Source organism: Cohnella caldifontis (assembly GCF_029360585.1).
Classification (GTDB): Bacteria; Bacillota; Bacilli; order Paenibacillales; family Paenibacillaceae; genus Cohnella; species Cohnella caldifontis.
This window is the reverse complement of record NZ_JAQZSJ010000010.1, coordinates 91,069-113,579: the sequence shown is the minus strand read 5'-3', so window position 1 is coordinate 113,579 and position 22,511 is coordinate 91,069. Positions and strand designations below refer to the sequence as shown.

The window sequence follows — 22,511 nt, the reverse complement described above, 5'->3', positions numbered from 1 at the left end:
GTAATCGCATGTCCATCAGAATCAAAAAACGGACGCTGCTGGTGGGAGGGCTCATGACTCTCCTGTTCGTCGGCTTGATTTTCCGGATTTATTGGGTCCAGGTCGGCCCCGTGTCGGCGATGTGGTCCGAACGCGCCCTGGAGCTCTGGTCCACCAAAGAAACGATCCCCCAAGAACGGGGGCAAATCCTGGACCGCGACGGCAAAGTGCTCGCAGCCGATGCCGCGGCCTACACCGTGGCGGTCGGTCCGCAGAAAATCGCCGACTTGGAGAAGGAAAACCCGGACTGGCGGATCGCCGACCGCATCGTGTCCAAGCTGCATAACGTGCTGGGCACGCCCGAGGCCGATCTCCGGAAAATGATCGAAGCGAAAAAGGATAACGGCACGTACCTCGCCCAGAAGGAGATCCGCCCGGACGGCTGGAAAATCGACGCCGCGGTGAAGGATCGGCTGGACAAATTCCGCGCGGAACTCCTGGAGCTGACGAAGAAAAAAGACGTCGGCCTTTATTTCGTGGAGGAGCAAAAGCGGTATTACCCGAACGGCACGCTCGCGGCCCATATCCTCGGCTATACGAACAAGGACGGGAACGCCGTGATCGGGCTGGAGAAAGACCTGGACAGCGAACTGAAAGGTTCGCCGGGCTTCATCCGCTACGAGAAAGACAACACGGGGGCGCAGCTGCCCAATGGCAAAGTATCGATGCAGCCTGCCGTAGACGGCAAAGACGTGACGCTGACGCTCGACCGCGACGTCCAATTTTACATCGAGCAAGCGCTGAGCAAGGCTTACGACGAGTACCATCCGATCAGCATCACGGCGATCGCGGCCGATCCGAAAACGATGGATATTCTCGGGATGTCGAGTTACCCGACCTTCAACCCGAACGAATATTGGAAATACGCCGACAACCAAGCCGCGTTCAAAGACGACGCGATCCAATCCGTGTACGAGCCGGGATCGACCTTCAAAATCGTCACGTTGGCGGCGGCCGTCCAAGAAGGCATGTTCGATCCGAACGAGACGTACAAATCCGGGAGCATCAGGGTGCCCGGGTGGACGATCCACGACCATAATTGGAGCGGATGGGGGGAAATCACCTTCCTCGAAGGCCTCAAGCGCTCCAGTAACGTGGCTTTCGTCAAGCTCGGCTACGAGAAACTCGGCGCCGGGAAGCTGCGGCAATATATCGACAACTTCGGTTTCGGCGCGAAGACGGGGATCGACTTGCCCGGCGAAGTCGCCGGCTCCATCCGTTTCCGCTACCCGTCGGAGGTGGCGACGGCCACTTTCGGCCAGGGGCTCGTTCAGGTAACGCCGATCCAGCAGGTGACGGCGGTCGCGGCCGTCGCGAACGGCGGCAAATTGATGAAGCCCCGCTTGATCGAGTCGATTTCGGACCCCGCCCACGGCACGAAGCAGGTGTTCGAGCCGCAAGCGGTCCGCCAGGTCATTTCCGAAGAGGCCGCGCGCAAAGTCGGCGATTATCTGGAAACCGTCGTCAGCGACCAGAAGATCGGCACGGGCAAAAACGCGTACATCCCCGGCTACCGGATCGCGGGTAAAACCGGAACCGCCCAGAAGGTCATCGACGGGAAATATTCGGACGACAAGTACGTCGTCTCCTTCATCGGTTACGCTCCGGTGGAAAACCCGAAGATCGTGCTTTACGTCATCGTGGACGAACCGCAGGTTCCGCTGGCCGGCGGCGGCTCCGTCGCCGCTCCGATCTTCCGGGAAATCATGGAGCAGTCGCTTCGCCATCTGGGCATTGCCCCGAACTTGCCGGACGTCCAGGCAAGCGCGAACGGCAAGAACACGGCAACCGTCGCGGCGGCCAACCCCGGCGACGTGACGGCGGTCGTGCCCGACGTGACCGGCACGGCGCCGGCCCAAGCCAAAAACGAGCTCAGCCGGCGGTCTTTCGATGTCCAGGTCATCGGCAAAGGAAGCAAAGTCTTGCAGCAGCTGCCGAAAGGCGGCAGCATCCTGCCGACTTCGCAGCCGGTCTATCTGCTCACCGACGCGAAGCCCGGCACGGTGCCGGACATGGCGGGGTTGTCGCTCCGGGACGCGATGAGCATGTGCTCGCTCCTGAAAGTTTCCTGCACGGTCGAGGGCGAAGGCTACGTCGTCTCCCAGAAGGCCCAATCGTCCGGCGGCAAAACCGCGGTCCAGCTGACCCTGGCGCCCCCGGACCGGAAGCCGGAAACGGCCGAAAAAGCGAAAACCGCCGCGAAGACGCCCGACTCCGGCGCCCCGAAAGGCTGAAGGCTTGTTCTAAAGACCCCCGACCGCGGAATAGGCTTGTATCAGGCCGATCGGCCGCGGTACGCGCAAGGGGGTCTTTGTCGTGAAAATATCCCAGGTCACGGTACGCAGACGGTTGTTCATGGCGCTCCTGTTCGTCGTTTTCGCTTTCGCGGCGCTCGTGATCCGGCTCGGTTACGTCCAGCTGTGGAAGGGCGCCGAGCTTTCGCAGAAGGCGGAGGATTCCTGGCGAAGGGAGATTCCGTTCCAAGGCAAACGCGGGGAGATCGTGGACCGCAATGGGGTTAAGCTGGCCTATAACATCAGCTCCCCGACGGTGTGGGCGATCCCCGTTCAGATCAAGGATCCGCAGGAGACCGCCCGGAAACTGGCTCCGGTGCTGGGCACGACGGAAAGCAAGCTGCTTCCGCTGCTCAAAAAGAACGAGATGTATGTCGACCTCAAGCCGGCGGGCCGCAAAATCACGCTGGAAAAAGCCCAGCAGGTGCGGGAGCTGGGACTTCCCGGCATCATGGTCGGGGAGGACAACAAACGGTATTACCCGTTCCAAAGCCTGGCTTCCCATATTCTCGGTTTCACGGGCGGTTACAATCAGGGGCTTACGGGCTTGGAGCTCCGTTACGACGACCGGCTCAGCGGACTGCCCGGCAGCGTGTCGTTCCTGACCGACGCCGCCGGACGGCAGATGCCGGGCTCCACCGACAAGTACACGCCGCCCCGCGACGGGCTCAAGCTGCAGCTGACGATCGACCAGGCCGTCCAGTCGATCGTGGAGCGGGAGCTGGACCAGGCCATGCTGAAGTTCCAGGCGAAAGACGTGATCGCCATCGCGATGAACCCGAACAACGGCGAAATCCTGGCGATGGGCAGCCGCCCGACGTACGAACCGGACAAATACCGCGAGGTATCTCCCGAAGTCTATAACCGGAACCTGCCGATCTGGATGACGTACGAGCCGGGCTCCACGTTCAAGATCATCACCCTGGCCGCCGCGCTGCAGGAGGGGAAAGTGGACCTGGAGAAGGAGCATTTCTACGATCCCGGCTCCGTGGAGGTGGGCGGCGCCAGGCTCCGGTGCTGGAAGCGGGGAGGACACGGCAGCCAGTCGTTCCTCGAGGTCGTGGAAAACTCCTGCAACCCGGGCTTCGTGGCGCTGGGACAGCGGCTGGGCAAGGATAAGCTGTTCGGCTACATCAACGCGTTCGGCTTCGGCAAAAAAACCGGCATCGACCTGAACGGGGAAGAGAACGGGATCCTATTCAAGCCTTCTCAGGTCGGCCCGGTCGAACTGGCGACGACGGCGTTCGGGCAAGGCGTATCCGTCACGCCGATCCAGCAGATCACGGCGGTGTCGGCGGCCATCAACGGAGGCAAGCTGTTCAAGCCGCATGTAGCGAAAGCCTGGATTCAGCCCGATACCGGAACGGTGCTCGAGGAGAAACAGCCGGAGCTCGTCCGGCAAGTCATATCGCCCGAGACATCCAAGAAAGTGCGGGAAGCGCTGGAGAAGGTCGTCGCCCAAGGCACCGGACGGAACGCGTTCCTGGACGGCTACCGGGTCGGAGGCAAAACGGGAACGGCCCAGAAAGTCGTCGGCGGCCGCTACTCGCCCGACGAGCATATCGTTTCGTTCATCGGCTTCGCGCCGGCGGACGATCCGCAGCTGGTCGTTTACGTGGCGGTGGACGACCCGCAAGGGATCCAGTTCGGGGGACTCGTCGCCGCGCCGATCGTGCGGAACATCATGGCCGACGCGCTGCCTTATCTGGGCGTAAAGCCGCGGACCGAACAAGTGGAGAAAGAATATAGATACGGAGATACGAAAATCGTGACCGTGCCCAATCTCGTCGGCAAGACGGTTTCCGATATTTACGAGGATCTGAACATGAACTTCCGGCTGGCTTCCTCCGGCGAAGGCAGCACGGTGATCCGGCAGGCTCCGGCGGCCGGGGCCCGCATGGAGCAAGGTTCCGTGATCCGGATTTACCTCGGAGCGGGTGACTGATTTTGCCAATCGCCTTTCCGCTCTTGATGCGGGTGCCGGCATGGTGAATAATGGAGGTACACGGGCCCTAGGAGGACGGTTGCACATGAATCTGCACGAATTGTCAAAACGGTTGCTGCTCTCCCGGATCGTCGGCGACGGCAGCGCCGCCATTACCGATCTGGAAACCGATTCCCGCAAAGCAAAGCCGGGCACGCTGTTCTTCTGCCTGCCCGGACATACCGTGGACGGGCACGAATTCGCCGGACAGGCGGCGGAGAAGGGGGCGGCGGCGCTGGTCGTCTCGCGGGAGCTGCCGGTCTCGCTGCCGCAGTTGGTCGTACCCGACACCCGGCTGGCGCTCGCCGTGCTGGCCGATTTCTTTTACGGCCATCCTTCCCGGGCGCTGCGTCCCGTCGGCGTGACGGGCACGAACGGGAAAACGACGACTACGTACTTAATCGAGAAAATTTGGCAGGACGCCGGTACGCCCGCCGGCGTCATCGGGACGATCGAGACGCGCTTCGCCGGCCGGAGCCTTCCGATGTCGGGGACGACGCCCGACGTGCTGGAGCTGCAGCGGATCTTCCGGGCGATGGCGGATGCCGGCACGCGGCGGTGCGTCATGGAAGTGTCCTCGCACGCGCTGGAGCAGGGCCGGGTTAAAGGGGTCCGATTCCGCACCGCGATTTTCACCAACTTAACTCAGGACCATCTGGATTACCACGGGACCATGGAAGCGTACGAGGCGGCCAAAGGGCTCTTTTTCGCGCGTCTGGGCAACGATTACGGCTCCGGACCGGAGGATCGTTCCTTTGCCGTCCTGAACGCGGACGACGACGCTTCCGGGCGGTTCGCGAAGCTCACCGCAGCGGAAACCGTGACGTACGGCATCGACCGCGAAGCGGATTTCCGGGCGGCGGACGTGGCGATTACCGCGAGCGGCACCTCGTTCACCTTGCGATACCCCGCCGGGGAACGGCAAGTCCGGCTGCGGCTGGTCGGCAAATTCAACGTGTACAACGCGCTGGCCGCGCTGGCCGCGGCCTTCTGCGAAGGGATTCCGGTCGACCGCGCGATCGCCAGCCTGGAATCCGTGACGGGCGTGCCCGGCCGGGCGGAGCTCGTCGACGAAGGCCAGGATTTCGCGGTCGTCGTCGATTACGCCCATACGCCGGACGGCCTCGAGAACATCCTCCGCACGGTGAGGGAATTGACCGATCGGCGCGTGATCTGCGTGTTCGGCTGCGGCGGCGACCGGGACCGGACCAAGCGGCCCAAAATGGGCAAAATCGCGGCTCGCCTCGCGGACGCGCTGATCGTCACCAGCGACAATCCGCGGACCGAGGACCCGATGGCGATCATCCAAGAGATCGTTGCCGGTTTGAGAGAAGCGCACGTGTCCGAAGACCGGTACGCGCTGGAGCCCGATCGCCGCTCGGCGATCGAAAAAGCGGTTGAAATGGCCGGCCCCGGGGATGTAGTATTGATTGCGGGCAAAGGCCATGAAACCTATCAAATCATCGGCGGCGTCACCCATGATTTCGACGACCGCCTGGAGGCGCGAGCCGCCGTAAGGAGCCGAAAAGCGTGATCCAAGCCACCCTTAGGGAAATCGCCGCCTGGTGCGGAGCCGAATATGACGAATCCGCGGGAGCGGCCCGGATCGCCGGCGTTTCGACGGATACCCGGACGCTTCGGCCGGGCGAACTGTTCGTGCCGCTCGCGGGCGATCGCTTCGACGGGCACGACTACCTCGAGACCGCCCGGACCGCGGGAGCCGCAGCGGCGCTGTGGGCGCGTTCCCGTCCGGTTCCGGAGTCGCCCGGCCTGCCGCTCTTGCGGGTCGACGATACGCTCGAGTCGCTGCAACGGCTGGCCGAGGGTTACCTGGCGTCCCTGAACGCCAAAGTGGCCGCGGTCACCGGCAGCAACGGCAAAACGACGACGAAAGACCTGCTGTCCTCCGTTCTCTCCACGCGGTTCCGCGTACATAAGACGGAAGGAAACTTCAACAACCATATCGGCCTGCCGCTCACGATCTTGCGGGCGGCCCCGGACACCGAAGCGTTCGTGCTGGAAATGGGCATGAGCGCCCGCGGCGAAATCTCCTTGCTGTCCCGTCTGGCCAAACCGGATATCGCCGTCATCACCAACATCGGCGAGGCGCACCTGGAGCATCTCGGTTCCCGCCGCAACATCGCGAAGGCGAAGCTGGAAATCGCCGACGGTTTGAAGCCCGGAGGCGCCCTTATCGTGAACGGCGACGAACCGCTGCTGCATGAAGAGATCGCCGAGCTTGGACTCGACGGGCGAGCGAAGGTGCTGACGTTCGGGGAAGGGCCGGACAACGCCCTGACGGGGTCGGACTTCCGCGTGACGTTGGAAGGAACGGCTTTCCGCGTCCGGTCGGACGGCGGCGAGGTTGCTTTCGAGATCCCCGCACCCGGCAAGCATAACGCGATGAACGCGCTGGCGGCCGTCGCCGCGGGACGCGTCTTCGGCTTGTCCGACGCGGAAATCGCCGAAGGCCTGCGTTCCGCGAAGCTGACCGGCATGCGGATCGAGCGGACCCGCGCGGCGAACGGCGCGGTCGTGCTGAACGACGCGTACAACGCCAGCCCGACCTCCGTCCGCGCGGCGCTCGCCCTTCTGGCCGGGCTGAACGGTTACCGCCGCAAACGGATCGTGCTCGGCGACATGCTGGAGCTGGGCCCGGAGGAAGTCTCGTTCCACGCCGGCATCGGCAAGTCGATCACGCCGGAGATCGCGGACGACGTTTACCTGTTCGGCCCTTTGTCGATCCATACGGCGGAAGCGGCCAAGCCGGCCTTCCCCGTCGGCGCGGTTCGCCATTTCGCGGACAAGAAGGAGCTGGCGGCCGTACTGGCCCGCGACACGGAACCGGACGACCTGGTGCTGGTCAAAGCTTCCCGCGGCATGCGCCTGGAAGAAATCGTCGCCGCTTTGCAGAAAGGAGACGCCCTTTAAGCCATGGACTACGGATCGGTGCTGCTCACGCTCGGCGTGTCGTTCGTGCTGGCGGTTTTGCTAGGGCCTCTCCTCATTCCGCTCCTGCGCCGGATGAAATTCGGCCAGCAGGTGCGGGACGACGGCCCCCAGTCCCACCTCAAGAAGTCGGGAACGCCGACGATGGGCGGGATCATCATTATGCTGGCGCTGACGCTGGCTTTCCTGAAATTTTCGGAACGGGGCTTCGAATTCTGGGCGCTGCTGGTCGCTTGCCTGGGCTTCGGCCTCGTCGGGTTTCTGGACGACTATATCAAAATCGCGTTCAAACGTTCGCTGGGCTTAACCGCCAAGCAAAAGCTGTTCGGCCAGCTGTTATTTTCCATCCTTTTCTGCGGCATCCTATACGCGAACGATCATCCGACGACGCTCGGGATTCCCGGAACCCACCTCTCCTGGCAGCTGGGCTGGGGCTATTACGTTCTCGTCGTCATCATGTTTTTCGCCTCCAGCAACGCCGTGAATTTCACCGACGGGCTGGACGGGCTGCTGTCCGGCACGAGCGCGCTCGCGTTCGGGGCGTTCTCCGTCGTCGCGGTCGAGGCCGCGGAGCCGCAGTCGGCCGTCTTCTGCGCCGCGGTCGTCGGGGCGGTGCTGGGGTTCCTGGTCTATAACGCGCACCCGGCGAAGGTGTTCATGGGCGACACGGGCTCGCTCGGCCTCGGCGGGGGAATCGCCGCCGTCGCCATCCTGACGAAAACTGAAATATTGCTGATCGTGATCGGCGGGGTGTTCGTCCTGGAAATGCTGTCGGTCATTCTCCAGGTCGCTTCTTTCAAAACGCGGGGCAAGCGCATTTTCAAGATGAGCCCGATCCATCACCATTTCGAGCTGTCGGGCTGGTCGGAATGGCGCGTCGTCGCCGTGTTTTGGCTGGCGGGGCTGATCTTGGCCGCGGCCGGTCTGTTTTTGTACAAGATGTAAAGGGGCTATATTCGGATGAATCAGCTGGAAGAATACCGCGGGCGGGAGGTCGTCGTGCTCGGCCTCGCCAGGAGCGGCGTCGCCGCCGCCAAACTGTTCCATCAAGCGGGCGCGCTCGTCACGGCGAACGATCGGAAGGAAAGGTCGCAATGTCCCGAAGCCGAGGAACTTGAGGCTTTGGGCATTTCTGTTGTATGCGGGGGACATCCGGACGGCCTGGTGAACGAACGGACTTCGCTGCTGGTCAAAAACCCGGGCATCCCGTATTCGGCGCCGCCGGTCGCGGAGGCCGAGCGCCTGGGCGTGGCCATCGTCACCGAGGTGGAAGTGGCGGGACAGCTGTCCAAAGCGCCGATCATCGGCATTACCGGGTCGAACGGGAAAACGACGACCACGACGCTGACGGGGGAGCTGCTGAAAGCCGCGGGGCAACATCCGCTCGTGGCCGGAAATATCGGCCGGCCGCTGTGCGAAGCGGCGCTGGAGGTCCGCGAGGACGGATGGCTCGTCGCCGAGCTCAGCAGCTTCCAGCTCAAGGGCACGGCCGATTTCCGGCCGCGGATCGCCTGCCTGCTCAACATCGCCGAGACGCATCTCGATTACCACGGCACGATGGAGGATTATGTCGCCTCCAAGGCGAAATTGTTCGAGAATCAGACCGGAGAAGACGTCGCGGTGTATAATGCCGACTACGCCGTATGCCGGGAATTGTCGAACCGTTTCGCCGCCCGCAAGCTGCCGTTCTCGCTGACCCAGGAGCTTGCGGCCGGCGTCTGCGTCGTGCCGCCCTATCCGTCGATCAAACCGCTCGAGGAAGAGCCGGACTTGGAGAGATGGGTCGTCTGCCGGGATTTCGAAGGGCGCGAAACGCGCCTGATCCGGGTGGGCGACATCGGCCTCCCGGGCCGGCATAATACCGCCAACGCGCTGGCCGCGATCGCCGTCTCGCTGGCCGCCGGCGCCGATCCGGCGCTGCTGGAAGAACCGCTGCGCACGTTCCGGGGCGTCGAGCACCGGCTGGAGTACGTCGGCAAGTTCGGCGGTTCGCACTATTACAACGACTCGAAAGCGACGAACCCGATGGCCACCACGATGTCCATCCTGTCGCTGCCCTCCCCGCTGATCCTCATCGCGGGAGGGCTCGACCGCGGTTCCGACTACATGGAGCTGCTCCCGGTGTTCCGGACCCGCGTGAAAGGGCTCGTCGCCTTGGGGGAGACGCGGGAGAAGCTGCGGAAGGTGGCGGAAGCCGCCGGTTTAACGGACGTGAAAATCGTCGAACCTGTGGGTGACGCCGAGGGCACGCTCCGCAGGGCCGTCGAGGAAGCCGCCGCCATGGCGCGGCCCGGCGACACGGTGCTGCTGTCGCCGGCCTGCGCGAGCTGGGACATGTTCCCGTCTTACGAGGTCCGCGGCCGCATGTTTAAGCAATCGGCGCATACGTTGTAGAAGGGGGCTTGTCCCCACTTCCACAAGTACGCGAGGTGTCCGATTCATGGCCAAGTCCCGTTCCGTTCCCGATCTTTGGATGATCGCCGCCACGCTCGGCATTCTGGCCATCGGCATCGTGATGGTCTACAGCGCCAGCGCCGTCGCGGCGTTCCACGATTACGGGGACCCGTATTATTACGTGAAGCGGCAGTTCGTATTCGCCTTGCTCGGCGTGGCCGCGATGTTCTTCACGATGAACGTGGACTACCAGGTATGGCGCAAATGGGCCGGGCCGGCGCTGCTGGCGTGCTTCGGCCTGCTCCTCATCGTGCTCGTGCCGGGCGTCGGCGTCGTCCGCGGCGGGGCCCGCAGCTGGCTCGGCATCGGCTCGTTCGGGATCCAGCCTTCGGAGTTCATGAAGCTGGCGATGATCCTGTTCCTGGCCCGGCTGCTGTCCGAACGCCAGGACCGCATGCATTCGTTCCGCGAGGGGCTGCTGCCTCCGCTGGCCATTCTGGGCGCGGCGTTCGGCCTCATCATGCTCCAACCCGACCTGGGCACGGGCGTGGTGATGTTCGGCGCCTCCCTGCTCGTCATCTACGCGGCGGGAGCGCGCGTGGCCCATCTCGGCGGGCTCGGCCTGCTGGGCCTGGCCGGCCTGGGCGGACTCATCGCCGCGGCGCCCTACCGCCTGCAACGGATCACGGCGTTTCTCGATCCGTGGCAGGATCCGCTCGGCGCGGGGTACCAGTCGATCCAGTCGCTGTACGCGATCGGGCCGGGCGGCCTGGTCGGCCTCGGGCTCGGCATGAGCCGCCAGAAGTACAATTATTTGCCCGAGCCGCAGACGGACTTCATTTTTTCCATTTTGGCGGAAGAGCTCGGGTTTATCGGGGGCACCTTGCTGCTGCTGCTGTTCCTCGTGCTGATCTGGCGGGGAATGCGCACGGCCATCACGCTCAGCGATCCGTTCGGAAGCTTGCTGGCGGCCGGCATCGTCGGCATCATCGCCGTGCAGGTGCTCATCAACATCGGGGTCGTCATCGGCTTGCTGCCGGTGACGGGCATCACGCTGCCGCTCGTCAGCTACGGGGGCTCGTCGCTCACGCTGCTGCTTACGGCTTTAGGCATTTTATTGAACTTATCCCGTTATACGAGGTGACCGCCATGCGCGTCGTGTTGACCGGCGGGGGAACCGGGGGGCACATTTACCCCGCCCTCGCCATCGGCAAGGAATGGAAAGCCCGCCATCCGGATACGGAGCTTCTGTACATCGGGGGCCGCAGGGGGATGGAGAGCCGCATCGTGCCGCAGCACGGCATCGCGTTCGAAGCGCTGGACATCACGGGTTTCCGCCGCTCGCTCTCCTGGGAGAACGTGCGGACCGTCATCCGCTTCTGGCAGGCGGTGCGCCGCTCCAAGGAACTGCTGCGCCGCTTCCGGCCGGACGCCGTGGTCGGCACCGGCGGCTACGTGTGCGGACCCGTCGTGTACGCCGCGCATAAGCTCGGCATTCCGACGCTCATCCACGAGCAGAACGTCGTGCCGGGCTTAACCAACAAATTCCTGAGCCGCTACGTGGACGCGGTAGCCGTCAGTTTCCGGGATTCGCTCCCGTTTTTTTCGCGCATACCGGACTCGGTATACGCCGGCAACCCATGCGCGACCGCGGTCGTCGGGGCGGACGCGGCCCGGGGATTCGCCTCGCTCGGCTTGCCGAAGGGCACCCCGTTCGTGCTGACCGTCGGAGGCAGCGGCGGGGCCCGGGCGATCAACGAAGCCGCCGTCGGCATGGTGCCGATGCTGGATCGGCTGCCCGGCGCGCACTTCGTCTTCGTGACCGGCGAACGGTTCCATGAGGAGACGAGGGACCGCGTGCGCGGGCTCGAATCGGCCGCGTCCGGCCGGGTTCATGTGCTGCCGTACATCCATAACATGCCGGAAGTGTTGGCCGCGGCTTCCTTGGTCGTCAGCCGGGCAGGCGCGTCGCTGATCGCGGAGTTCACCTCCGTCGGCATGCCGTCGATTCTCGTCCCGTCCCCCAACGTGACGAATAACCACCAGGAGCCGAACGCCCGCAGCTTGGCGGACGCGGGGGCGGCCGTCATGATCCTGGAGCGGGAGCTGACCGGCGAATCGCTGTTCGCGGCCGTATCTTCGATCATGAAGGACGAGAAGCGGAGAGCTTCCATGGCCGAAGCGGCCCGCAAGCTGGGCATGCCGGACGCGGCGAAGACGATCGCGGAGCAGTTGGAACGGATCATCGAAAAGCGGAAGAAAAAGACCGCCGGCTGACGGGGTGCGCCCCGCGGCGGCGGGAAGGGGAGGGCGGCCTAGGCGTTTGTCACCTCCCCTGACGGCCTGACATAAGATACAGGGTGATCGTGACAGCCGCAGACGTGCGCCAGCGCGGGAGGGCGGCGGCGACCGGCCCTCAGGCGAAGACGTAATGGAATCGGCTCGGCTTGGGCCGCCCCCGGCGGCCGAAAGCTCGAGAGAGGAGGAACTTTCGAATGCAGAAGTGGATCCAGGAGCTTGCGCAGGCTCCGGTAGGGCAGGTGCGGTTCCAAGAACCGCTGGCTCCCTATACCACTTGGAAAATCGGAGGTCCCGCGGACGCGCTCATCGTGCCCGAGAACCGCGAGGAGCTGGCCGCCGCCCTGCGGCTGCTGCACCGCCACGGCGTTCCGTGGCAGGTGCTGGGCCGCGGATCGAACACGCTGGTCTCCGACAAAGGAGTGCGGGGCGCGGTCGTCAAGCTGGGCGACGGCTTCGACGAAGCCCGGTTCGAAGGCGGAACCGTGACGGCAGGCGCTTCCTACTCCTTCATCAAGCTCTCGGTCCTGGCCGGCAAGGAAGGGCTGACCGGGCTGGAATTCGCGGGAGGGATTCCCGGCACGGTGGGCGGAGCCGTCTACATGAACGCCGGAGCGCACGGCTCGGACGTATCACGCATCTTTCAGTCAGCCGACATCGTCTGGGAAGACGGAAGCGAAGCGGTCCTCGGAACGCAGGAGATGGCGTTCTCGTACCGCCATTCCGTGCTGCACGACAGGCGCGGCATCGTCACCCGCGCGGTTTTCCGCCTTACGCCCGGGAACCGCACGGAAATCGCGGCGGCCATGGCATCGTACAAAGACCGCCGGAGGCGGACGCAGCCCCTGCAGGAGCCAACCTGCGGCAGCGTGTTCCGCAATCCGCCCGGCGACCACGCCGCCAGGCTGATCGAAGCCGCGGGCCTCAAAGGCATGCGGGAAGGCGGGGCCCAGGTCTCCCTCGTGCACGCCAACTTCATCGTCAATCTCGGCGGTGCGACGGCTGAGGACGTTCTCACCCTCATGGGGAGAATTCAGCGCACAATCGAAGCAAAGAACGGAATCCAGCTGGTGCCGGAGGTTCTCTTGATGGGTGAGCGGTAACCCGGAGGTGAAACCCCTTGGACAAACTGGTGATTGAAGGCGGTACGCCGCTTTCGGGCACCATACGCATCCACGGAGCCAAAAATGCCGCTTTGCCGATTTTAGCCGCCAGTCTGCTCGCGGAGGAACCGGTCGCGATCCGCAACGTTCCCCGCCTGCTGGACATCGAAGTCATGCTGGACATTTTGAGGGAATTGGGCTGCAAGGCCCGGTACGACAACGATAACCGTTCGGTCGCCGTCGATTCCACGATGGCCGGGTCTTCGCACATTCCGGAATTTCTGATGAGACAGATGCGTTCCTCGGTGTTCCTGACGGGACCGCTGCTGGCCCGGTTCGGCGAGGTGCAGCTGTACCAGCCGGGCGGGTGCGCGATCGGGGAACGGAAAATCGATCTCCATCTCCGAGGCTTGGCGGCCCTCGGGGCCGACATTCAGGAGAAGGGCAGCCGGATCGTCTGCCGGGCGCCCGAGCTGCGAGGAACCGAGGTCATCTTGGATTTTCCCAGCGTGGGGGCGACGGAAAACATCATGATGGCCGCGGTGAAGGCGAAGGGACGGACCGTGATCGTCGGAGCCGCCCGCGAGCCGGAAATCCAGGATTTGCAAAATTTCCTCAACCGGATGGGCGCCCGAGTTCGGGGGGCGGGGACCGACACCATCCAAATCGACGGCGTCGAATCGCTTCACGGCGGGGAGTACGAAATCATCCCGGACCGGATCGTGACCGGCACGGTCATGGTGGCCGCTGCGGCGACCCGCGGCGAAGTATCGATCGAAGGAACGCAGCCCGCGCATTTGACTTCCCTGATTCACGTCCTCCGGCGGGCAGGTGTTCAAATCGAGATCGGCAATGATATAATGAAAGTCGGCGCGTATGCCCGGCCGAAAGCGGTCGAACGCGTCGTGACGTCTCCGTATCCGGCGTTTCCGACCGACCTGCAGGCCCAGCTCATGGTGATGCTGGCGTTGTCGGAAGGCGTGAGCCTGATCAAGGAGACGGTATTCGAAGGACGGTTCAAGCACGTCGACGAACTGTGCCGCATGGGCGCGGACATCCGGGTGGACCTGAATAACGCGTTCATCCGCGGGGTTCCCGAGCTGTACGGAACGTCGGTCGAAGCGACCGATCTGCGGGCGGGAGCCGCTCTCGTCATCGCGGGATTGGCTGCCCAAGGCCGGACCGTCGTCGAGCAGGTTCACCATATCGACCGGGGATACGACCGGATCGAAGAGATGTTCGCCCGACTGGGCGGGCAGATCATAAGAGAGACGAACGAGAGAGAGATCGTGCACCAGGCCAGGTGATCCCAAGCCCCGCGCGGTATGGCTTCAGTCGCGGGGCTGCTTTATGCCATGCGGGCGGAATCGGCCCGATAGAAGGAGGAACAAGGATGAACGAACGGATCCCCGCTCTGAAACGGGAGAAGGAAGCCCCGAAACGGCGCAGCGGCCGGCTGATCGCGATGCTGGTCTTGCTGCTCTTGATCGCGCTCGTGATCCTGTTTTTCCGCTCCTCTCTATCGAAGGTGTCCCAAATCGAAGTTTCGGGCATCCATCATTTGTCGGAAGCCGACGTGAAGAAGGCGCTGGGCGTCGTACCCGGCGATTCCTTCTTTACGCCGGGTTCCGGCAAGTTGGAAGAACGGATCCGGGTTCTGCCGCCGGTGAAAAGCGTACGGGTGCTCAAGAAGTTCCCCGGAACCGTGGAGGTCCGGGTGCTGGAATTTGCCGAGGTCGCCAGCGAGATCGGTTCGGACGGCGCGGTCCGGGTCGTGCTGGAGAACGGGCTGGCGCTGCCCGCGGTTGCGGGCGGCATGCCGGACAAGCCGGTCCTGACCGGGTGGAAGCCGGACGACGCCGTCCGCAAGGCGCTGTGCGGGACGCTGGCGTCCATGCCGGACGGGCTGTTGTCCGATTTGTCGGAGATCAAGCCCGATCCTTCCAAGTCGTATCCGGATCGGATCAAGCTGTTTACGAGATCGCGGTTCCAAGTGATCACGACGGTGTCCAAGCTGAAGGAGAAAATTCCCTATCTTAGCGAAATCGTGGAAAATCGGGAACCCGGCACGATCACGATGCTGGAAGCGGACACCTACCTGCCCTTCTCCGCGCAAAAAGGGACCTCCGAAACCGGGGAAGCCGATGGACATAAGGAAAACGGCACTACTCAATAGTTTAAAAAGATGCTAGAATTTCATTTATGGGCCATCGGAATGGAAGCGTAGAATGCCGATTCGCCCTTTCGGACGAAAAACGAAAAAAATTGTAGAAAAAAGAGGGAAAATCCCGCGGATGTAGAATCTTCATAAGGATACATCCGTATCCATCCCTTAATCGCTCTCATATCCATCGATCTACGGGAGGTGCCGCCGTTTTGAGCAGCAACGACCTCATTGTCAGCCTGGATATCGGTACGTCCAAGATCCGGGTGATCATCGGGGAAATCAGCAACGGGGCCATTAACATCATTGGCGTCGGATCCTCGGATTCCGAAGGCATCCGCAAAGGCGCCATTGTCGATATTGACCAGACCGTGCAATCCATCCGCAATGCCGTCGACCACGCCGAACGAATGGTCGGCATTACGATCGACGAAGTATACGTCGGCATCGCCGGGAATCATATCGCCCTGCAGACGAACCACGGCGTCGTCGCCGTGTCCAACGAAGACCGGGAAATCGGCCAGGAAGACATCGAGCGGGTCATGCAGGCCGCCAGAGTCGTCGCCCTGCCGCCGGAGAGGGAAATCATCAATCTCGTGCCGAAGCAGTTTCTGGTGGACGGATTGGGAGACATCCAAGATCCCAGGGGCATGATCGGCGTCCGGCTCGAAGTGGAATGCACGATCATCACCGGTACGAAAGCCGCCGTACATAACCTGATGCGCTGCGTGGAGAAAGCGGGCCTGCGCATTTCGGGCATCATCCTGATGTCGCTCGCTTCCGGCATGATGGCGCTGTCCAAGGACGAAAAGATCATGGGCACCGTGCTGGCCGACATCGGCGCCGGCGCGACGACGCTGGCCGTGTTCGAGGGCGGAAGCCTGGCGGCGGTATCGACTTTGCCGATCGGCGGGGACTACGTCACGAGCGATATCTGCTACGGCCTGAAAACCCAGACGGAGCACGCCGAGAAAATCAAGCTCAAGTTCGGATGCGCCCGGGCCATGGATGCCGCCGAGGACGTCAAGTTCAAGGTGACGCGGGTCGGGACCAACGTAGAGAAAGAATTTTCCCAGGCAGACCTCGCCAATATCATCGAACCCCGCATGCAGGAAATTTTCCAGATGATCCGCCAGGAAGTGAAACGCCTCGGTTACTTGGACAAGATCAACGGATATGTCTTGACGGGCGGCTCGGTCTCGATGGCCGGCGTCCTTCCGCTTGCCCAGACAGAGCTGGAATCCAGCGTAAGGATCGCGGTGCCGGACTACATCGGCGTGCGCGACCCGTCGTTCAGCAGCGGAGTCGGCATGATCCAATACGTGACGAAATATTTGCGCAACCGGGGAGCCGCCCCCGGCAAGCGCCCGGTCAAAGCCAAAACGGCCGCCGCTTCGGGTTCCTCTTCGAAGCCGGGACTCAAAGAATGGTTCAAAAACCTGTTCAAAGAATTCATTTAAGCCGCCGCTTACGATAGGTTCAAGCGAAGCGAGGAGGAGTTTGGTACATGTTGGAATTCGATTTTGAAATGGAACCGCTCGCGAAAATCAAGGTCATTGGCGTCGGAGGCGGCGGCAGCAACGCGGTCAACCGAATGATCGAGAACGGCGTCAAGGGCGTCGATTTCATCACCGTGAACACGGACGCCCAGGCGCTTCAACTGACGAAATCCGAACAAAAGCTGCAGATCGGCGACAAGCTGACGCGCGGACTCGGCGCGGGCGCCAACCCGGACGTCGGAAAGAAAGCGGCCGAGGAATCCCGGGAAGTGATCCTGAACACGCTGAACGGCTCCGACATGGTGTTCGTCACCGCGGGCATGGGGGGCGGCACCGGAACCGGAGCGGCACCCGTCATCGCGGAGTTGGCGAAGGAAAGCGGGGCCCTGACGGTCGGCGTCGTGACGAGGCCTTTCACGTTCGAAGGGCGCAAACGCTCGACGCAAGCCGAGCTTGGCATTGAAGCGCTCAAGGAAAAAGTCGACACGCTGATCGTGATTCCGAACGACCGGCTGCTCGAGATCGTCGACAAGAAGACGCCGATGATGGAAGCGTTCCGCATCGCCGACAACGTCCTGCTGCAGGCCGTCCAAGGCATCTCCGACCTGATCGCCGTACCGGGCCTCATCAACCTGGACTTCGCCGACGTGAAGACGATCATGACCGAACGCGGCTCCGCTCTCATGGGCATCGGCCAAGCCAGCGGCGAGAACCGCGCGACGGAAGCGGCGCGCAAGGCGATCATGAGCCCGCTGCTCGAGACGTCGATCGACGGCGCCCGCGGCGTCATCATGAACATCACCGGCGGATCCAACCTGTCTCTGTACGAAGTCAACGAAGCGGCCGAAATCGTTATCGCGGCTTGCGATCCGGAAGTCAACATGATCTTCGGCGCCATCATCGACGACAACATGCGCGAAGACATCAAGGTGACGGTCATCGCCACCGGCTTCGAGCACAAGGCGCCGTCGCGCCGTCCGGGGTCGCCGCTTCCGGCGGCTGAGCATCAGCCGCAAGCCGGCGCAAGCAGCGCTTCCGAAGTGCGCCCGGCCGGCAACCTTCGGCCGTTCGGCAGCCAGCAGATGTCGAACGACCAGCTCGACATCCCGGCGTTCCTCCGCAACCGCCCGCGCGGCGGGGACCGGTAAGATGAAGAAAGAGACAAAGACGGCCTTCGGGTCGTCTTTTTTGTTGCCCTGTTGCGGAAAACGTTTTCAATTGCTAAGCTAGCAATAGCTTACAACGGAACGGCACGCGAATCGAATCGTACGGTTTATACACGGTTTGGGGGGAGTCCCGCTGAAGCGATCGATCAAGGCGCAGCTCGTGATCAGTTTCTTCGTCGTCATGATCCCGGTCGTGCTGTTCGTCGTCGGCAACAACCTGTATGCGAAGAACGTCGTGCGCGACAAAATATCCGAGACGTACCGGAACACGCTGGATCTGTTCGCGGAATCCACCGATCGCGCGATGTCCGAGATCAGCGGCTATCTGAGCAAGCTGGCCGTGCTCGATACCGACGTCGGAATCCTCGCATCGTATCCCGTCGGAAGCGACCCCTACATGCTGACGAAAATCCGGATCCAGAACAAAATCCAGAGAGACGTCGGCTTTTACAATTTGATCGACACGATCTTCGTTTTCAGCGACGACGATCTGATCTTCAGCACCTCCGGAAGGGTGGACGCCGTGAAAGTCGTGCTGAACGATAACGCCGGACTTTTCATCCGCAAAGGCCGGCTTGCGCAAAAAAACGAATGGATGCTCTGGTACGACAAGCGCATGCCGGGCGGAGATTTTCTGGTCCGGTCGATGGAGGTAACGGACGGTTTATACGTCGGGGCCATCATCCGCGTTTCCACCATTCTCGATCAATTGGCGATTCAGTGGAACGACGGGGGCATCGGGGAAAGCGCCGTTTTCGAGTGGGGCGGCCGGCGTCTGGGGGTTTCTTCCGAGGAGAGCGGTTTTCATCTGCCGAACAAGGAGTGGCTTCGGGACGACGCCCCTTTCCGCTTCGTGAAAGACGAGGCGACGGGCAAACGGTTCATGATCATGAACCACCCCAGCAGCCAGGCGGACATCACGACCAGCATCATCATTCCGGAAAGTTATATGCTTCAGGGGCTGCCCTATTTCCAGAAAGTCGCTTACTTCATGGCGCTGGGGATTTTGCTCATTTTCGCCTTTTATTTGTTGTTTATCCGCCATAAGCTTTTCAAGCCGCTTCAGCAGCTCATCTCGGGCATGAGGAAAATATCGTTCGGCATCCTGGACGTGCGGCTGCAGACGAACGATACCGTGGAATTGGTGTTCCTGGCGAACACGTTCAACAACATGGCCGAGCAGATCAAGACGCTGCGAATCGGCATGTACGAAGAACAGCTGCGTGCGCAGAGAATCGAACTGAAACAGCTTCAGGCGCAGATCAATCCGCATTTTTACATGAACAGCCTGAACATCATCTATAACTTCGCGGCGCTGGGCGAGTTGGAGCCGGTGAAGAGAATGGCCTTGCATTTGGGCGATTATTTCCGCTTCATCATGCGGGTCAACCGCGATCTGATCACGCTGGAGGAAGAACTCGGCCATATCGAAAGCTATTTGCGGATCCAGAGCTACCGGTTTCCGAACAAGCTGTCGTGGCGCTATGACGTTCCGGAGCGGATGAAAGGCAAGGCCGTTCCGGCGCTTTGCGTCCAGCCTTTCGTGGAGAACGCCATCATCCACGGGTTCGTCAACCATCGGAAGCCGTTCGTCATTACGATCGGCGGGCAAATGGTCGAGGAGGCGGGCGGACGTTTCATGCTTCTGGCGATCGAGGATAACGGAGTCGGATTCGCCGACGACGTACTGGAGCTTCTGAACGCGGGCGAAAAGCTCCCCCAATCGGAGACGAGCCGGCTGGGCGTGCTGAACGTCATTCAGCGCCTGAAGCTGCATTATCGCGGAGAGGCGAGCGTCACGTTCTTCCATGCACCTGGGAACGGCGGAGCGGCGGTGCGGATCAAGCTTCCCGCCCCGCCGGAATCCGAACGGCCGGAGGGGGAATCGGAATGTACAACTTATTGATCGTGGACGACGAAGAGGTCGCGATACGGGGAATCGCGCACGGAATCGACTGGTCTTCCTTGCCGATCGCGGATATTCACTCCGCTTACGACGCGGAAGAAGCCCGGCAAATTTTCCAAGATCATCCGGTGCACATCCTCATATCGGACATCGACATGCCGAAGGAGAACGGCATCGAGCTGCTCGAATGGGTGAATGACCACTTCCCGAACACCGAAACGATTTTCCTCACGGGGCATGCCGACTTCAAGTTCGCCCAGCAGGCGGTTCGGCTCGGCAGCTTCGATTATTTGCTGAAGCCGATCGATCATGCGGTGCTGAAGGACCGCGTGGCGAAAGCGATCGACGCGATACGCGAGCGCGAGGAGGAGGAGGTTTACCGGAAAACGTACGAATACTACCACGACCAATGGCACCGCCAAGTTCCCTTGCTCGTGGAACGGTTCTGGCTTGACGTGCTCCATCTGCGGATTGCCGCCGTCCCCCGCGAGCTTGAGCCGATGTACCGGTTGTACGGCATCGGCCTCGGGACCGGGGATCCCGTGCTGCCGCTGCTGATCAGCATCGAGGAATGGAAGCAGGACTGGAACGCCCGCGACGAAGAGATCATGACCTACGCGCTCAAGAACGCGGCTGCCGAACTGCTGCTCAAAGATCAGCCGGGCCATGTCGTGCACGATCCGAGCGGGATGCTCTTCGCGCTGCTGTACCGCCCCGAAGCGGAGACGCCGGAGCGGCTGACCGCGCGCTGCGAGGAGTTCGTTCGCAAATGCTCCGAGTATTTGCATGCGGTCGTTTCATGCTACATCGGCGAGCCGATACGGGTAGGCGCGCTTCGAACCGCCATGGATTCGCTGGCGGACATGGAGAGATCGAACGTCGGCAAGATGGGCAAAGTGTTCCGCCTTGCCGCTTTCGACCGGGAGAGGAAAACGACGGCAGCCGCGCCGAATTTGCAGGAGTGGGCGGCGCTGCTCGAGCAAGGAAAGAAGGCCGAGCTTCGCCGGCGGATCGAGCTGACGTTCGACAGGCTGCGGGCCGAGCGGGTCGATCATGCCTTCATGGTCAACTACTACTTCGGACTGGTGCATGTCGTATTCCAACTGTTGCAGCGCCGGTCGATTTCCCCGGAAGTCGTCTACCCCGGCCGGGAATGGCGCGACGGAGAGCACGCGCTGAAGTCGCTCGGGGCGATGAGAGCTTGGACGACGGCTTTTACGGATGCCGCGGCCGAGCATCTGCAAAGCCATTCGAACGAAGCTTCGAATACGATCGTCCGCGTGAAGCAGTTCATCGAGCGCCATTTGAAGACGGATTTGAACCGCGAAGCGATCGCCGCGCATGTTTACTTGAATCCCGCCTATCTGTCGAGACTGTTCCGCAAGGAGACCGGTCAATCGCTGACCGATTACACGGTCGAATTGCGGATCGAGAAGGCCAAACGCGAACTCGCGAAGACGAACGTCAAAATCAGCGATATCGCCATTTCGGTAGGTTACTGGAATTTCTCGCACTTTTCCAAGCTGTTCAAGAAGCTGACCGGCCTGACGCCCCAGGAATACCGTAAACGATACCAGGACATCTGACCATGCATGGGGAATCGATCAAACGCGATTGGCGAAGGAAGACGGGAGCCGCGCTCTCCGTCTTCCTTTTTCGCATTCGAAGGGAAGCGCCGGATATCGGTTTCCCCGAAGCAAAAAGTCATCGGAGTGTTAATTCGGTCACGTCGGCGATAGAGGGGGGAGGGCGCGTCTTCGTACAATCGAGCAGCAGGGAGCCGGAGGAGGGGTCGGATTGAGGAACATACGTCGATTCTGGATGTTTTACTTGATGCTGCTCCCGGGCGTCGCGCTGCTCGTCTTGAACAACTACATTCCGATGGCCGGCATCGTCATCGCGTTCAAGACGATCAACTACTCCGACGGGATCTTGGGCAGTCCCTGGTCGGGATTCACGAACTTCAAGTTCCTGTTCCAGTCGCACGATTCGTACGTCATCATCCGCAATACGCTTCTCTACAACTCGCTGTTCATCGCGCTGAACATGACGATCCCGCTCGCGTTCGCGTTGATGCTGAACGAGATGAAGAACCGCTTTCTCTCGAAGCTGCATCAGACGATCATGTTCCTGCCGTTCTTCCTGTCGATGATCGTCATCTCCTATCTCGTATTCGGTTTCATGAGCGACGAGCACGGTTACTTGAACGGCACGCTGCTGCCGGCTTTGGGCCTGGAGCCGATCCGTTGGTACTTCACGAAGGAAGTGTGGCCGATCGTGCTGCCGTTGATCAATACGTGGAAAGGCATGGGCTACTACGCGGTCGTCTACATGGCGGCCATGATCGGCATCGACGACGAATATTACGAAGCGGCCACGATCGACGGAGCCAGCAGATGGCAGCAGATGAAGGGGATTACGGTTCCGTTGATCATGCCGGTGATCACGATCATGACGCTGCTGCAGATCGGGCGCATTTTCAACGCCGACTTCGGCTTGTTTTTCCAAGTGCCGCGCGAATCGGGCGCGTTGTTTCCCGTGACGAACGTCATCGACACTTACGTGTACCGAACGTTCCTGACCGTCGGGGATATCGGTCTCTCGTCGGCGGCGGGGTTGTTCCAGTCGGTCGTCGGGTTCGTGCTGGTGTTCCTGTCGAATTGGGTCGTGCGCCGGCTCAACAGCGAAAACGCGCTTTTCTAGGAGGAGAAACCG

16 protein-coding genes are annotated in these 22,511 nt (G+C 61.9%); all 16 read left to right on the top strand.

Annotated elements, in window-relative coordinates:
• The first annotated feature begins 8 nt into the window (after positions 1 to 8).
• The 16 genes from PTZ19_RS15275 (at position 9) to PTZ19_RS15200 (ending at position 22,499) form a co-directional block, all read left to right on the top strand.
• On the top strand, positions 9 to 2,273 hold the full coding sequence (locus PTZ19_RS15275; RefSeq protein WP_276355933.1) for a penicillin-binding transpeptidase domain-containing protein: 2,265 nt from the start codon (positions 9 to 11) through the stop codon (positions 2,271 to 2,273).
• Positions 2,274 to 2,355: 82 nt separating this feature from the next.
• Positions 2,356 to 4,278, top strand: coding sequence for a stage V sporulation protein D (locus PTZ19_RS15270; RefSeq protein WP_276355932.1), 1,923 nt, complete (start codon positions 2,356 to 2,358; stop codon positions 4,276 to 4,278).
• 85 nt (positions 4,279 to 4,363) lie between these two features.
• Positions 4,364 to 5,851, top strand: coding sequence for a UDP-N-acetylmuramoyl-L-alanyl-D-glutamate--2,6-diaminopimelate ligase (locus PTZ19_RS15265; protein WP_276355931.1), 1,488 nt, complete (start codon positions 4,364 to 4,366; stop codon positions 5,849 to 5,851).
• The gene (locus PTZ19_RS15260; protein ID WP_276355930.1) at positions 5,848 to 7,248 is read left to right on the top strand and encodes a UDP-N-acetylmuramoyl-tripeptide--D-alanyl-D-alanine ligase; all 1,401 of its coding nucleotides are present in this window, start codon (positions 5,848 to 5,850) and stop codon (positions 7,246 to 7,248) included. The genes PTZ19_RS15265 and PTZ19_RS15260 overlap by 4 nt, the downstream gene beginning before the upstream one ends.
• A gap of 3 nt (positions 7,249 to 7,251) precedes the next feature.
• Positions 7,252 to 8,211, top strand: a complete 960-nt coding sequence (mraY, locus tag PTZ19_RS15255) for a phospho-N-acetylmuramoyl-pentapeptide-transferase (RefSeq protein WP_276355929.1) — start codon at positions 7,252 to 7,254, stop codon at positions 8,209 to 8,211.
• 15 nt (positions 8,212 to 8,226) lie between these two features.
• Positions 8,227 to 9,660 (top strand): UDP-N-acetylmuramoyl-L-alanine--D-glutamate ligase, encoded by a 1,434-nt coding sequence (murD, locus tag PTZ19_RS15250; RefSeq protein ID WP_276355928.1) that lies wholly within the window; start codon positions 8,227 to 8,229, stop codon positions 9,658 to 9,660.
• A 46-nt stretch (positions 9,661 to 9,706) separates the two neighbouring features.
• The gene (spoVE, locus tag PTZ19_RS15245) at positions 9,707 to 10,804 is read left to right on the top strand and encodes a stage V sporulation protein E (protein ID WP_276355927.1); all 1,098 of its coding nucleotides are present in this window, start codon (positions 9,707 to 9,709) and stop codon (positions 10,802 to 10,804) included.
• Positions 10,805 to 10,809: 5 nt separating this feature from the next.
• A complete protein-coding gene (murG, locus tag PTZ19_RS15240; protein WP_276355926.1) occupies positions 10,810 to 11,937 on the top strand; it encodes an undecaprenyldiphospho-muramoylpentapeptide beta-N-acetylglucosaminyltransferase in 1,128 nt (375 codons plus the stop codon).
• Between the two features lie 218 nt (positions 11,938 to 12,155).
• On the top strand, positions 12,156 to 13,061 hold the full coding sequence (gene murB / locus PTZ19_RS15235; RefSeq protein ID WP_276355925.1) for a UDP-N-acetylmuramate dehydrogenase: 906 nt from the start codon (positions 12,156 to 12,158) through the stop codon (positions 13,059 to 13,061).
• A 17-nt stretch (positions 13,062 to 13,078) separates the two neighbouring features.
• Positions 13,079 to 14,368, top strand: coding sequence for a UDP-N-acetylglucosamine 1-carboxyvinyltransferase (gene murA / locus PTZ19_RS15230; RefSeq protein ID WP_276355924.1), 1,290 nt, complete (start codon positions 13,079 to 13,081; stop codon positions 14,366 to 14,368).
• Between the two features lie 86 nt (positions 14,369 to 14,454).
• Entirely contained in the window at positions 14,455 to 15,237 is a 783-nt protein-coding gene (locus PTZ19_RS15225; RefSeq protein WP_276355923.1) for a cell division protein FtsQ/DivIB, read from the top strand.
• A gap of 200 nt (positions 15,238 to 15,437) precedes the next feature.
• Entirely contained in the window at positions 15,438 to 16,685 is a 1,248-nt protein-coding gene (gene ftsA / locus PTZ19_RS15220; protein WP_276355922.1) for a cell division protein FtsA, read from the top strand.
• Between the two features lie 47 nt (positions 16,686 to 16,732).
• A complete protein-coding gene (gene ftsZ / locus PTZ19_RS15215; protein WP_276355921.1) occupies positions 16,733 to 17,872 on the top strand; it encodes a cell division protein FtsZ in 1,140 nt (379 codons plus the stop codon).
• Between the two features lie 136 nt (positions 17,873 to 18,008).
• On the top strand, positions 18,009 to 19,796 hold the full coding sequence (locus tag PTZ19_RS15210; protein ID WP_276355920.1) for a sensor histidine kinase: 1,788 nt from the start codon (positions 18,009 to 18,011) through the stop codon (positions 19,794 to 19,796).
• On the top strand, positions 19,781 to 21,382 hold the full coding sequence (locus PTZ19_RS15205; protein ID WP_276355919.1) for a response regulator transcription factor: 1,602 nt from the start codon (positions 19,781 to 19,783) through the stop codon (positions 21,380 to 21,382). The genes PTZ19_RS15210 and PTZ19_RS15205 overlap by 16 nt, the downstream gene beginning before the upstream one ends.
• Positions 21,383 to 21,617: 235 nt before the next feature.
• Positions 21,618 to 22,499 (top strand): ABC transporter permease, encoded by an 882-nt coding sequence (locus tag PTZ19_RS15200; protein WP_276356014.1) that lies wholly within the window; start codon positions 21,618 to 21,620, stop codon positions 22,497 to 22,499.
• Positions 22,500 to 22,511: the final 12 nt, after the last annotated feature.

Coding starts and splice junctions, on each gene's coding strand:
- PTZ19_RS15275 (WP_276355933.1), top strand. CDS start 9: ATGTCCATCAGAATCAAAAAACGGACGCTGCTGGTGGGAGGGCTCATG.
- PTZ19_RS15265 (WP_276355931.1), top strand. CDS start 4,364: ATGAATCTGCACGAATTGTCAAAACGGTTGCTGCTCTCCCGGATCGTC.
- mraY (WP_276355929.1), top strand. CDS start 7,252: ATGGACTACGGATCGGTGCTGCTCACGCTCGGCGTGTCGTTCGTGCTG.
- murD (WP_276355928.1), top strand. CDS start 8,227: ATGAATCAGCTGGAAGAATACCGCGGGCGGGAGGTCGTCGTGCTCGGC.
- spoVE (WP_276355927.1), top strand. CDS start 9,707: ATGGCCAAGTCCCGTTCCGTTCCCGATCTTTGGATGATCGCCGCCACG.
- murG (WP_276355926.1), top strand. CDS start 10,810: ATGCGCGTCGTGTTGACCGGCGGGGGAACCGGGGGGCACATTTACCCC.
- murB (WP_276355925.1), top strand. CDS start 12,156: ATGCAGAAGTGGATCCAGGAGCTTGCGCAGGCTCCGGTAGGGCAGGTG.
- PTZ19_RS15225 (WP_276355923.1), top strand. CDS start 14,455: ATGAACGAACGGATCCCCGCTCTGAAACGGGAGAAGGAAGCCCCGAAA.
- ftsZ (WP_276355921.1), top strand. CDS start 16,733: ATGTTGGAATTCGATTTTGAAATGGAACCGCTCGCGAAAATCAAGGTC.
- PTZ19_RS15205 (WP_276355919.1), top strand. CDS start 19,781: ATGTACAACTTATTGATCGTGGACGACGAAGAGGTCGCGATACGGGGA.
- PTZ19_RS15200 (WP_276356014.1), top strand. CDS start 21,618: ATGTTTTACTTGATGCTGCTCCCGGGCGTCGCGCTGCTCGTCTTGAAC.